Source organism: Pedobacter sp. NJ-S-72 (assembly GCF_053890575.1).
In genome coordinates this window covers 2359634-2372023 of the sequence record NZ_CM132681.1, presented here as the reverse complement: position 1 = coordinate 2372023, position 12390 = coordinate 2359634, and the positions used below count along the sequence as shown (strand labels likewise).

Below are 12390 nucleotides of genomic sequence, written 5' to 3'. Positions count from 1 at the left end.
GCCGTCACATAATTACTTATACGACGGCTCTTTTTTGTATATGGTTTGGAAACCTTTATTTATTTGACGTTAGCTCAATTTAGACAACGCCTCTTTGATTCTTGAAACTGCTTTTACTAATTGTTCTTCCGCTGCTGCATAAGAGATACGGATACAGTTTTCGTTACCAAAAGCTTCACCTGTTACAGTGGAAACATGCGCTTCGTTTAATAAGTAAAGGCATAGTTCTTCAGCATTGCTGATTACTTTCCCATTTACGCTTTTTCCGAAGTATTCTTTTACTTCAGGGAAGAAATAGAAAGCTCCGTCCGGAAGGTTCACCTTAATACCGGGAACTTCTTTAAGTAAGCCATAAACTAAATCTCTGCGTTTTCTGAACTCATCTTTCATGGCAATTACGCTATCAAGACTGCTTTGGTAAGCACCAAGGGCTGCACGTTGTGAAATAGATGATGTACCTGAAGTAATCTGGCCTTGAAGTTTATCGCAGGCATTTGCAATTTCAGTGTTTGAAGCCATATAACCAACTCTCCAGCCTGTCATCGCATAAGCTTTTGAGAAACCATTGATAATGATTACGCGGTCTTTGATCGCATCGAAAGAAGCAATCGAAGCATGTTTGTCTACGAAGTTAATATGTTCGTAAATTTCATCAGAGATGATATAGATGTTTGGATGTTTTTCGAAAACAGCAGCAAGGCTGGCTAATTCTTCATGGCTGTAAACTGATCCTGTTGGGTTACAAGGGGACGAGAACATGAAAAGTTTAGTGTTTGGGGTAATTGCAGCTTCAAGCTGATCAGCAGTGATTTTGAAATCATTTTCCACTGTAGCATTAATGAATACTGTTTCGCCTTCGGCCAGTTTAATCATTTCTGAGTACGAAACCCAGTATGGGGTTGGTACGATAACTTCTTCTCCCGGGTTAACCAAACACATTACCGCATTTGCCAGTGATTGTTTTGCGCCAGTTGATACTACAATCTGATCAAAAGTATAAGTTAATCCATTTTCATTCTTCAGCTTTTCAACAATCGCCTTCCGCAGTTCAGGGTAACCGGATACAGGAGTATAAAAGAATAATTCTCATCAATTGCCTTTTTTGCGGCCTCCTTAACATGTTCTGGTGTAAAAAAGTCAGGCTCTCCGAAGCTTAAATTAATTACATCAATTCCTTTAGCGGTGAGTTCTCTCCCCAGCTTTGCCATTTTAATGGTCTGTGATTCTGATAGGTTATTGATTCTTTTCGATAAAAATGTCATGATTCGCTTATAAGAAAGCAAATATAAAAACCTGAAGCAATTTGCGGCTATAAAAATGAAATTTTAACTCAGAAATTATCTAAAACCTTTTTGAATTTAGTTATATATGTATTTGTAAATTCATTGTATAAATACTATACAACTTCGTAATATGGCAAAGAAACTGTATTTTTGAGGGCTAAATCATTTCATTTGCAACCCAAAAAGAAAGCAATACTCATTTCACTATGCATTAGCGTTATCCTGATGCTAGCCAAATTCGGTGCATACTTCATCACACATTCCAATGCAATTTTAACTGATGCTGCCGAAAGTATTGTGAACGTACTGGCCACCAGCTTTGCTTTTTACAGCATTTATCTCGCTACTTTGCCTAAGGACGAAAATCATCCTTACGGGCATGGTAAAGTGGAGTTTTTCTCTGCTTTTGTGGAGGGGGTGCTGATTGCAATTGCAGGACTAATTATCATTGTCAAGTCGAGTTATGATCTTGTTGTTTCGAGAGAAATCCATCAGTTACTGGATGGTGCTATCATTATAGGTATTACCGGTGTGATTAATATGCTGGTTGGTTATTATCTGATCAATACAGGTAAAAAATATAACTCACTTACTTTAGAGGCCGATGGTAAACATCTTTTGACTGACGCAGTTACAAGTGCCGGACTGGTTGTTGGTATTCTGTTAATCAAAGTCACTGAGATTTATTGGCTTGATAGTGTGATTTCTATACTTCTTGGATTATATATTGTATATAGCGGGTATAAACTGACCCGAAAATCTGTAGGTGGTTTAATGGATGAGAGAGTAATGTTGAACTGGTTGAAACAATTGTAAAGATCTTACAAAATAACAGACACGATTCCTGGATAGACGTACATAACCTCAGGGCGCAACAATATGGTTCAGATCTTCATATTGATTGCCATCTTACGCTTCCTTATTATTATGATCTGAATAAGGTACATACCGAAATTTCATCAATTGATCATTTAATTAATGGTAATGCTGAAAGAAGTACTGAGCTATTTATACATGCAGATCCTTGTTTGCCGGAATGCTGTAATTATTGCAAACTAAAGGATTGTCCTGTAAGGCAAGATGCATTTGCCGGAGAAATTGGCTGGAATATAGAAAATGCTACTAAAAATAAAAAGCATTTCAGTCAATAAAACCATGCTTTTATCATAGCAGGAGCGATATGTTTGTTTATATTTGCCCCCTTATTGAGCTTATTTTAAAATTGGCTCATAGTTAATAGCATAAAAACATTTCAGATCCATGAGTTATTTCAATGTAAGAGTTTACGGTTTATTAATCAATGCAGATAATCAGATATTGGTTAGTGACGAACAATCAGGAGGACGAAGCTTCAGCAAGTTCCCCGGTGGTGGATTAGAATATGGGGAAGGCCTTATTGATGCACTTAAACGTGAATTCATGGAAGAATGTAATGCTGAGATAGAAGTATTAAGCCACTTCTATACGACTGACTTCTTCGAAAAATCTTCTTTTAATGATAGCCAGATCATCAGTATTTATTACCTGGTTAGAGAAGTTGATGCATTAAAACTGAACTTCAAAACTGAGGTGTTTGATTTTGATCCGGAAACTTTACAATCATTCCGCTGGATTCACCTCCATGATCTTGCAGAAAGTGATGTGACTTTTAAAACTGATCAAACGGTTGTAAATATGTTACTTTCACTGATTGCGCAGTCTGCGGAGCAGGAAGATATTAGTTTCGAAGATTAACCTGATTTATTCTTTTTTGATTACACCAGAATTACTTTTTCAGGTGTAATCACATAAAACAGATCACCCTTTTCTGTCTTGATTTTACTTAATCCTGTAAAAACACTAAAAGCAGGCAGAATCGCGCATGTTTTTCCGAAATAAAAACATGGTAACCTGATCAGCTGACGTGCTTTTCCATAAATGGTTACGCCAGGATGAATGTGCCCGGTAATATTATAGTAATTATCTGTAAAGCTGGGCTGATCATGTATAAACCTGAATGGTCCACATAAAAACTCTGTGTGATGTGTTTCGATGGCTAACTCTGAGTAATCATGCGCTTTTAACAGATCATGATTCCCTTTAATCAGCATGATTTTCAAGTTGGGATATTGCAACCTCCATTGTCGGAAAAGTTCTGCTTCACTATTCATTTGATGATGAAACATATCACCGTTTATCAATAAAATATCAGGCGTAAATTCCAGGATAAGTATAGTTAGCTTATTCAGATCTGTCGTGTTTACATGAACAGGGATCTGGATACCAGCTTTCCTGAAATGTGCACCCTTACCCAAATGCAGGTCGCTAATGATCAGCATCTTTTTAGCTGCCCAATAAATCGCCCTGTGTTTGCTCAGTACTAAATCTTCTCCTTTACAATTGATGATCATTCTTTTTTCTGCGTTGTGTCTGTTTTTTATCTGCTTCGGCAGTCATTTTTGCTATTCTTACTCCTAATTCCTCAGTACTCATGTTTTCTCTTAAACTATCTACTTTGATAGGAAAACACAAAGGAGTATAACTCTCAGCTTTAACAATAATTACTTTACTGGCTTGTATCCTGTGCAAAGCTGCGGCCAGTCTTGGTTCTTCAATCTGCTGATAAAATGCTTCATCATAAGCCTGACGCAATAATAAGTTATGTTTATCATAATCACTAAAAACGTTAAAAAATAAGGATGATGATGACTGAAGGTGTTTATTAGCTACATACTTACCCGGATAACCTTGAAACACAAGACCTGAAATACAAGCAATATCCCTGAATTTACGTCTTGCCATTTCAGTTGTTGCATTGATACTGGCCACAATATCTTCACCTAAATTCACCGGACTGAATAACAGCTTAATGTTTTCCTCATCCAGCGGGATTGGCTGTTCGCTGAGTAGTTCAAAGCCGTAATCATTCATAGCAATAGAAAAACTTATGGGCTTAATCTTACCCAGACGATAAGCGATCAGGGCGGCCATAATCTCATGTACCTGACGGCCTTCAAACGGGTAAGTGAAAAAATGATAACCATCCCTGGTTTTTATCAATTCTATCAGGAACTCATCATCTTTAGGAACATGCGAAACCTTAGCCTGCCGCTCAAATAAGGGAAGAATGATATCGAGTTCTTCGTCTTCATGGGTTTTATCAAGTGTCTGATTATACTTTTTCCTTAAAATAGCTCCAAGGTTAGCGCTCAAAGATATTCTTCCGCCCAGCCAGCTGGGGGTAATGGCACTTTTGAGTTTACTCTTGCGAACCAGTACAGTCATTTCTTTAACCATTATAAACTCTAAGACTCTGCCCGGCTAAGGTAAAGCTGTTTCCGGGTTTCATTTTTGAAATGAAGGATTCTTCAAGCATACCAATATAACCACCTGTCAGATATTTGACTTTTAACATCGCATCACTAACAATTGTTCCTATATGTAAACGGTGACGCATAGCAACCTGTCTGCTTTTAACTTTCCATAGCCCATCTTCTTTTTCTACTTTGCTGAATTCGTTATAAGCTGTTAAACTATCTCCGCCAGTGGTAATGAAAGCGATCATCCAGCTCCACTCTGATGGTTCCAGCTCTCTGAAAGCAAAAGTGTTTTTCACCTCAGTATATAATTTCTGATCGTCAAAGCCATCTCCAACGGCAAGGGTAACCATATATTGGATTAGTGTATCAAATGCCATAACCACCGGTTCCCGGCTCTCAATATTCTGAGTTCTTGCAGCTTCTTTAATTGCTGCGGCTTCTACAAGTTCCAAAGCATGGGTGGGTAAAAAAAAGATCTTTGAAGTCTCGAAAGGGGAGTGGCCACTACGGCCGGCCCGCTGCAAAAACCGGGCTACACCTTTGGGTGAGCCAATTTGAACAACAGTATCAACAGGCTTAAAATCAACACCAAGATCCAGCGAAGAAGTACTGATCACTGCTTTTAATATTCCAGTATGAATAGCATCTTCAATCCAGTTACGCAATTCATAATCTATTGATCCATGATGAATGGCGATTTGCCCGGCCAGGTTTTCGTCGAGTTTCAGTAGATTCTGATACCAAAGCTCAGCCTGGCCACGTGTATTGCAGAAGATCAGCGTGGTTTTGCTTTTTTTTTTTTTAATAATTGGTAATAATTTATGGGCAAGCTTGTGTCCAAGGTGACCGGCCCATGGCAGCATATCGATATGATCGGGCAGGATAGATTTAATCTCTATCTTTTTCTCTACATCAGCAACCACCGTGATCTTTAATACTTCTTCATAAGGAACAAGGACATCAAGTGCCTCATCCATATTTCCTATAGTTGCTGATATACCCCCCCATCTCAAAAGCCTTTCCGGATGTTTCTCTTTCACCAGGCTTCTGATCCTTGAAATGGCCAGTTCTGCCATTACCCCGCGTTTACTACCCAGTAATTCATGCCATTCATCAGCTACAATACACTGTAAATCGTCAAAATAAGCTGAAGTGTTTTTCTGTGCGAGTAAAAGGTGCATGCTTTCGGGGGTGATGATCAAAACCTCAGGCATTTGTTTTTTCTGTTTCAGTTTCTCGCTTTGTGGTGTATCGCCATTGCGTACGCCTATTTGCCAGTCAATTTCCAATTCTGTACAAACTTCACGCATCGCCCTGGCTAAATCTTTGGCTAAAGAACGCAAGGGGGTAATCCATATTAATTTTAAACCGTAGTCTTTCTTGTTTTTCTTTGAACCGGCCTTAGCAGGTTTACGATTATTCAGTTCATCAATCACTACAGCCAGGAAAAGGGAAAATGTCTTTCCGAAACCAGTGGGGGCATTGACCAGTCCGCTGTATCCTTCAGCATAATATTGCCAGGCATCAGTTTGAAATTTAAAAGGCTTTTTCTTTTTACCTTTTAACCATTTGATTACATGTTTATAGCCTGTACTTTTTTCTAGCATCATCAGATTTTTCCTGTATGAAGGGTTTAAATCAATATCATAATGTTGAAGCCAATAATTGTCTCAGATCGTCCAGTGTATTGATTTCTGCAGCAACTTTGTCTTTTCGCCAGCGGGCGATACGGGGAAAGCGCAAAGCCAGACCAGCTTTATGTCTTTTGCTTTCAGCGATTCCCTCAAATGCAATTTCAAAGACGAGCTCTGGTTTTACGGTTCTTACCGGGCCAAATTTCTCAATGGCATTTTTCCTTACAAAGGAATCTACTTCTTTAATTTCTTTGTCTGTTAATCCTGAATAAGCTTTGGCTATCGTAATCAGCTGTTCTCCGTCTCTTACCGCAAAAGTATAGTCGGTAAAATGATTGGCTCTGCGGCCACTTCCTTTCTGTGCATAAATAAATCATTACTGTATCCACTGTATAGGGGTTGATTTTCCATTTCCACCAATCTCCGCGTTTACGGCCGCTGTGGTAAAGAGAGCTCAGTTTTTTTAGCATAATGCCTTCACTGTTATTCTCTCTTGACACTTTTCTGATTTCAGCGAGTTCTTCCCAGCTATTGAAACTGATCACTGGCGAAAGAATAGCGATGTCTTTGATTGTAAGGGTGGACATGAGCTCAACCAGTGTTTTTCTCCGCCTGGAAAGTGGTTCTGTTCGGATATCTTTTCCCTCAGTTTCGACTATATCATAACAGAAGAAACCTATAGGGGCATCTCTTAACTGTGATTTATGAATAGTTTTTCTGTTTAACCGTTGTTGAAGGATGCTGAATGCCTGTACGTTTCCGTCTTTTACAGAAAGAATTTCTCCATCTATTACCGTTCCGTCAGGTAATTCATCCTTGAGAAAATGTAGTTCCGGAAATTGATCTGTTACCAGTTCTTCGCCTCTTGACCAGATAAATAGCTCCCCGTTTCGTTTTACAATTTGACCGCGGATACCATCCCATTTCCATTCTGCCAGCCACGCTGTAGTTTCGCCTAGTTTTTCTGGTTCAGTATCTAATGCATAAGCCAGACAAAAAGGGTAGGGCCATGAATTATCTGTGTTGACATGTACGCCTTCAATCAGCTCTTTATAAGTGATCTCTCCCGGAGCCCATTTCCCCATAATACTGTGCATGATTTTATTGCTGTCTGTATCACTTTGTTTAGCGATCGCATTGACCAGCATCTTGTTAGATACACCGATCCGGAAATTCCCGGAGATCAGTTTATTGAAGATGAACCGTTCCTGTGTATCCAGACTGTCCCATGCCTGAAGGATAAATTCCTTTTTTACCGAATCTTCCTGACCGTTTAATTTAGCCAGGTCTGTTATCCATTCATGTAACTTACGGTCTCTGCCATGTTTAGCAGGAGGGAGTACAAGGGCAATAGTTTCACTTAAATCGCCAACGCTATGATAACACTCGGCAAATAACCAGGCAGGAATAGCGCTCAGTTCTATTGCCCATTCTTTAATTAAGGCTGTTGCAACTGGTCTGCGTGGTTTTTTGCCAGTAAACATTGCAATTACGTAAGGTTTGTCTTTTTCGTCAGCCATGTTGAAATAGCTAACCAGGGCCGCGATCTTGTCGTTGGTCTTATTGCTCATTTCGAGCTGCTGTATCAGTTCGGTAAACCTTTTCAAGTTAAGCTTCTTTTAAAATTTCTTCTTCCTCTTCGTTTCCATAGCGGGTAGTTACTTCTTCAGCCGTTATTCCTGTTTCATTCAGATATCTGGCGAATGTGGAAACAAATCCGTGTGTAATAAATACCTTTTCTGCCTGCGTAGATTTGATGGCGGATAACAAACCCGGCCAGTCTGCATGGTCGCTTAATGCAAATCCGGCATCGGCCGATTTCCATCTGCGCCCTGCTCTGACCTGCATCCATCCGGAACAAATTCCTGTTGAAGCGCTCATCAGGCTTTTCATCCATTTACCATCTGCAAGTGCAGGAGGAACGATTACTATACCTTTTTGTAAATCTTCTTTTTTTATATCCGGCGTAATCCTGATCGTTGGGGGCAAATCAACGCCAGCCCTGATAAATCCTTCATTTAAATTGGCAATAGATTGATGCACATAGATATTGGTGTCACCTGCAAGATTTTTAATCAACCGTTGTGCTTTTCCTAAGCTGTAAGCTATTAATACGCTTGTTTTTAACTGATCATGGTTGTCAGAAACCCAGTTCCTTATTTTTCCGAATACTTCTTCCTGTGGCAGCCACTTATAAATAGGAAGGCCGAACGTGCTTTCAGAAACGAAAGTATTGCATTTAACGGGTTCAAAAGCAGTACTGATGCCGTCGTATTCTACTTTATAGTCTCCCGAAACAACACATATTTCTCCTTTATATTCCAGTTTTACTTGTGAAGATCCAATTACGTGTCCGGCAGGAAAAAAAGCTTAATAATTGACACCGTTAATAGTGATTTCTTTGTTGTAAGGTAAGGTTTGTACAGGTAAATCGGCCCCCAGTCTTTGTAATAAAATAGGTTTGGTAAGCTCGTGGCATAAATAGGCTTTATTGCCGGATTTCACGTGATCTGCATGTCCATGCGTAGTTACAGCCAGATCTACTGGCTGCCAGGGATCAATGTAAAAACCTCCCCGTTTACAATATATACCTTTGTTGGTGAATGAAATCAGTGCCATTGGCTGTTACAACAAATAGGTATCTGTAAAGTTTTAACGGAAGGTTTACAAAAGGTTTCTATGATGTTAAGTGTCAGGTAATCTAAAACATATCCTGGTTTTTGGGGTTTGTTAAGAGCAAAGAAGATCAGGCATATAAGCATAACACATGAAGAAACTGGAAAACAAAATTGCATTGGTAACGGGGTCAGATTCTGGGATCGGACGATCCATTGCTATAGAATTTGTTAAAAACGGCGCAACTGTAGTCGTTTGTTATCATAGTAATGAAGAAAGAGGGCAGGAGGCTCTGGAAGAAGTAAAGAAACACGGTGGGAGAGCTATTTTAATCAAATTTGATGTCAGTGAGGAACAGGATGTGGAAGAGAAAATGGAAGCTATCATTAAAGAGTTTGGCGGAATTGACATCCTGGTAAATAATTCGGGAGTAAATGGATCAGGAATTCCAATTGATGAAATGACTACTGATACTTTTGATAAAACTATCAAAACGAATTTGTATGGAACATTTTTTTGCAGCAGAAAGTTTATCCAACATCGTAAAGGGGTGAGTAAACCTGGGAAAATTATCAATATATCTTCTGTCCATGAAGAAATAAACGCTCCGGGTAATGCTGATTACAATGCTTCAAAGGCTGGTATAAGGAATTTGATGCGGACAATGGCTTTGGAAGTAGGCAAATTTGGGATCAATGTCAATAATATTGCTCCGGGAATGATTCTTACTGCGATGAATCAGAAGGCTGTGGATGATCCGCAGGTCAGAGAAAAAGCAGAGCAGCATATTCCGCTCGGAAGGGCGGGAAGGCCGGAAGAAATTGCTTTTCTGGCTTTATTTTTGGCTTCTGATGAAGCGAATTACGTGACTGGAAGTACTTATGTAATGGATGGTGGCTTAATGATCAATATTGGTCAGGGAGCTTAATCCAGAATAATAGAAAAAAGGTGTGTTAAAAAGAAAACCCCTTGTCTGTTGTTAGACAGATAAGGGGGTTTTATATTTTCTTAGCAGATTATCTGCCTCCCGGAGGGCAGTTAGTCTGAAGAAACTTAGTATAAGTTTTAGAAAGATGAGCGTTTGTACCAGCTCCTTCACTAATTCCGTGTGTACGGTTAGGGTAAGACATCAATTGGAATACTTTCTGGTTTTTAATCAGCTCGTTAATCAGCATTTCTGCGTTTTGATAATGAACATTATCATCACCTGTACCATGAATATATAGTAGATTACCTTGTAAGTTCTTAGCATAGGTAATTGGTGAACCTTTAACATAAGCTTCTTTAGTTTTTAACGGAGAACCCATATAACGTTCCTGATAAATATTGTCATAAGTCAGCTGATTGCCTACTGCTGCAATAGCGATACCGGTTTTATAGATTTCAGGATACTGGAACATTAGGTTCAGGGTAGATGAACCACCTCCGCTCCATCCCCATACAGCGACCCTGTCTTTATCTACAAATGACCATTTCAGGATTTCTTTAGCAGCCATTGCCTGATCACGAATGTTTAGTGTACCAATGCTTTTGTAAACAGACTTACGGAACTCGCGTCCTCTTGGTGCTGGTGTACCACGGTTTTCTATTGAAATATAGATATAACCGTCTTTAGGCATATCACCCGCATATAAGAAATTGTAAGAGACTCCATAGGTGTCAAGGACAGTTTGTGCACCTGGTTCACCATAAACATAAAATACTACAGGATATTTTTTTGTCTGATCAAAGTTATCTGGTTTTTTCATCCAGCCGTCAAGCTCAACGCCATCTTCAGTTTTGATCTTGAAAAATTCAGTTTTGTTTTTTGGCGGTCTGATTTTTGCCAGCTGGTTTGTTAAACTGCCCTCCATAGTGAAAGGATTACCTGTGTCTAACTTCATCCATTCGCTGATCGGAGATACATTAGCATTCTGATAGTTATGGTTTGCGAAAATACCATTGGGAGAAATATCATAATCATGTGTTCCAGGCAGAACAGAAGGGGTAACTTGTTCTAGTTTTCCTTTTCCATCTAATTTTGTCTTAAACAGATATTTTTGCGTTGCATTGGTTGGTGAAGCAATAAAATAAAAGGTATTATTCTTTTCATCAACTAAACTGGATTTAATTACATCATAATCGCCTTTGGTGATTAGTGTTTGCTTCTTGCCATCTTTGCTGATTCTGTAAAAATGGCGCCATCCGTCTTTTTCACTTGGCCAGATAAATTCTTTTCCATTGTTGATCCATTGCCATTCAGGTGCAGCATCAATCCATGCTTCAGTTTCCGTATAAATATTGGATACCGATCCTGATTGTGTATTGGCTACAAAAACACGACTGGTATTTTGTTCTCTGTTCAGCTGTTGTAAAATCAGATCTTTTGTATCAGGCACCCAATCCATTCTTGGAATATAATTTTGTATTGCATCACCAGGAACCCTTACCCAGTTAGTTTGTGCAGTGCTTACATTGACAACCCCAATTTTGCATGAAGAAGGATTTTCTCCAACAATTGGATACTCAACTGGTACAGTATAAGGATAAATCGAATCTGTGTTATTGATCATCAGAAAATTCTTGATCTTACTGGCGTCGAGCTGCCAGTAAGCGATAGAAGTACCATCAGGACTCCACTTGAAACCATCTCTGCAATCAAATTCTTCTTCATAGGCCCAATCAAAAGTACCGTTGATTAGTCTGGCTGTACCATCTGTTGTTAAAGCTTTACTAGTTCCGCCAGCAATATCTTCTACGTATAAATTATGGCCGCTTACATAGGCAACTTTACTTGCATCCGGTGATAATTTGGCAAACATCAAAGATGAAGCTGGTTTATCTTTCCCAATTTGAGTTAGTTTATTAGTTGTTAAATCTGCAAGCCAGTAGTCGCCTCTGGTTTCATAACGCCATACTCTTTTACTATTGGTATAGATCAAAGCTTTAGTCCCGTCAGCAGAAAGAACAAAGTCTTTGATTGGTAATGGTTGATTTTGTCCGGCAGGCGTAAGTAATTCGCTGCTGATAAGTATTTTTGTCTCGTTCTTTGGTAAAGTGACTATTTCGATTCCTCTGTATGAATTCTGATAATAACCGTTACCATCTTTTGTCCAGTTAACTCCTTCTTTTTTATACTGAGCGTTTGCTGCGGTTACAAAAAAAGAGGTGATAAACAAGACAGTCGTTAACTTTAAAATAATGAGTTTCCGCTTCATTTGATTTGAATAATTTTAATTTTTTCAGGGGTTTTCTGATCTCTCTGCAATTCAAAATGTAGTACATTGTTTGTTCTGGTTAAAGCGCATTTCCAAGTTTGATATAATTAATTATTTTTTGGATTTATTCCGTCTCTCTCTCTTCCGATTGTCGCTACCGTGTAGCGACAATTGAGATGGCCGCATATAAAGGAGCTTATTCCGGTTAATGATACGCTAAAAAGAGAATTTCCTCTCTTCTTCAGTTTGAGTTCGAGAGAATAGTGAATTGATTTTATCTTTAAGACATATTTATATAAATAGCGCAAGAAACGGGTGTTAAACTCACTTGCTGGCAGGTAATTTTGGGCATTAAACGAAA

At 39.0% G+C, this 12390-nt stretch carries 10 protein-coding genes and 3 pseudogenes; 4 read left to right on the top strand and 9 right to left on the bottom strand.

Translation table 11 applies throughout. The annotated features are described in order from the left end of the window. Positions 1–69: 69 nt before the first annotated feature. Positions 70–1262, bottom strand: a pseudogene (locus tag ACWYN3_RS15855) (pyridoxal phosphate-dependent aminotransferase). A gap of 246 nt (positions 1263–1508) precedes the next feature. Here ACWYN3_RS15855 and ACWYN3_RS15850 point away from each other — a divergent pair. From ACWYN3_RS15850 to ACWYN3_RS15840, 3 genes are all read left to right on the top strand, one after another. Next, positions 1509–2099: a cation diffusion facilitator family transporter gene (locus ACWYN3_RS15850; protein WP_456222000.1), complete on the top strand. Its 591-nt coding sequence runs from the start codon at positions 1509–1511 to the stop codon at positions 2097–2099. Beyond that, entirely contained in the window at positions 2081–2434 is a 354-nt protein-coding gene (locus ACWYN3_RS15845; RefSeq protein WP_456223037.1) for a cation transporter dimerization domain-containing protein, read from the top strand. Before ACWYN3_RS15850 ends, ACWYN3_RS15845 begins: the two co-directional genes overlap by 19 nt. 109 nt (positions 2435–2543) lie before the next feature. After that, the gene (locus ACWYN3_RS15840) at positions 2544–3017 is read left to right on the top strand and encodes an NUDIX domain-containing protein (RefSeq protein ID WP_456221999.1); all 474 of its coding nucleotides are present in this window, start codon (positions 2544–2546) and stop codon (positions 3015–3017) included. 20 nt (positions 3018–3037) lie between these two features. Here the strand turns inward: ACWYN3_RS15840 and pdeM are convergent, their stop codons facing one another. From pdeM to ACWYN3_RS15805, 7 genes and pseudogenes are all read right to left on the bottom strand, one after another. Further along, positions 3038–3673, bottom strand: coding sequence for a ligase-associated DNA damage response endonuclease PdeM (gene pdeM, locus ACWYN3_RS15835; RefSeq protein WP_456221998.1), 636 nt, complete (start codon positions 3671–3673; stop codon positions 3038–3040). After that, positions 3657–4547, bottom strand: coding sequence for a hypothetical protein (locus ACWYN3_RS15830; protein WP_456221997.1), 891 nt, complete (start codon positions 4545–4547; stop codon positions 3657–3659). Before ACWYN3_RS15830 ends, pdeM begins: the two co-directional genes overlap by 17 nt. Positions 4548–4551: 4 nt before the next feature. Next, positions 4552–6192, bottom strand: coding sequence for a DEAD/DEAH box helicase (locus tag ACWYN3_RS15825; protein WP_456221996.1), 1641 nt, complete (start codon positions 6190–6192; stop codon positions 4552–4554). A gap of 154 nt (positions 6193–6346) precedes the next feature. Beyond that, positions 6347–6499 (bottom strand): annotated as a pseudogene (locus ACWYN3_RS15820) (hypothetical protein); the annotation flags it as partial. Then, the gene (locus ACWYN3_RS15815) at positions 6459–7823 is read right to left on the bottom strand and encodes a cisplatin damage response ATP-dependent DNA ligase (protein WP_456221995.1); all 1365 of its coding nucleotides are present in this window, start codon (positions 7821–7823) and stop codon (positions 6459–6461) included. The gene ACWYN3_RS15815 and the pseudogene ACWYN3_RS15820, both read right to left, overlap by 41 nt. Before the next feature lies 1 nt (position 7824). Then, positions 7825–8571, bottom strand: a pseudogene (locus ACWYN3_RS15810) (ligase-associated DNA damage response exonuclease); the annotation flags it as partial. Positions 8572–8586: 15 nt separating this feature from the next. Further along, positions 8587–8835 carry a hypothetical protein gene (locus tag ACWYN3_RS15805; RefSeq protein ID WP_456221994.1) on the bottom strand — a complete coding sequence of 83 codons (249 nt, stop codon included), beginning with the start codon at positions 8833–8835 and terminating at the stop codon, positions 8587–8589. 148 nt (positions 8836–8983) lie between these two features. On the opposite strand from ACWYN3_RS15805, the gene ACWYN3_RS15800 reads away from it, so the two are divergent. After that, complete coding sequence (locus tag ACWYN3_RS15800) at positions 8984–9760, top strand: SDR family NAD(P)-dependent oxidoreductase (RefSeq protein ID WP_456221993.1); 777 nt, start codon at positions 8984–8986, stop codon at positions 9758–9760. A gap of 88 nt (positions 9761–9848) precedes the next feature. On the opposite strand, the gene ACWYN3_RS15795 is transcribed toward ACWYN3_RS15800, so the two are convergent. Continuing rightward, positions 9849–12029 carry a DPP IV N-terminal domain-containing protein gene (locus ACWYN3_RS15795; protein ID WP_456221992.1) on the bottom strand — a complete coding sequence of 727 codons (2181 nt, stop codon included), beginning with the start codon at positions 12027–12029 and terminating at the stop codon, positions 9849–9851. Between the last annotated feature and the right edge of the window lie 361 nt (positions 12030–12390).

What these genes read in the sequence shown, in the direction of transcription:
- ACWYN3_RS15850 (WP_456222000.1), top strand. Translation starts at nt 1,509, where the DNA reads ATGCTAGCCAAATTCGGTGCATACTTCATCACACATTCCAATGCAATT.
- ACWYN3_RS15840 (WP_456221999.1), top strand. Translation starts at nt 2,544, where the DNA reads ATGAGTTATTTCAATGTAAGAGTTTACGGTTTATTAATCAATGCAGAT.
- pdeM (WP_456221998.1), bottom strand. Translation starts at nt 3,673, where the DNA reads ATGATCATCAATTGTAAAGGAGAAGATTTAGTACTGAGCAAACACAGG.
- ACWYN3_RS15830 (WP_456221997.1), bottom strand. Translation starts at nt 4,547, where the DNA reads ATGACTGTACTGGTTCGCAAGAGTAAACTCAAAAGTGCCATTACCCCC.
- ACWYN3_RS15825 (WP_456221996.1), bottom strand. Translation starts at nt 6,192, where the DNA reads ATGATGCTAGAAAAAAGTACAGGCTATAAACATGTAATCAAATGGTTA.
- ACWYN3_RS15805 (WP_456221994.1), bottom strand. Translation starts at nt 8,835, where the DNA reads ATGGCACTGATTTCATTCACCAACAAAGGTATATATTGTAAACGGGGA.
- ACWYN3_RS15800 (WP_456221993.1), top strand. Translation starts at nt 8,984, where the DNA reads ATGAAGAAACTGGAAAACAAAATTGCATTGGTAACGGGGTCAGATTCT.
- ACWYN3_RS15795 (WP_456221992.1), bottom strand. Translation starts at nt 12,029, where the DNA reads ATGAAGCGGAAACTCATTATTTTAAAGTTAACGACTGTCTTGTTTATC.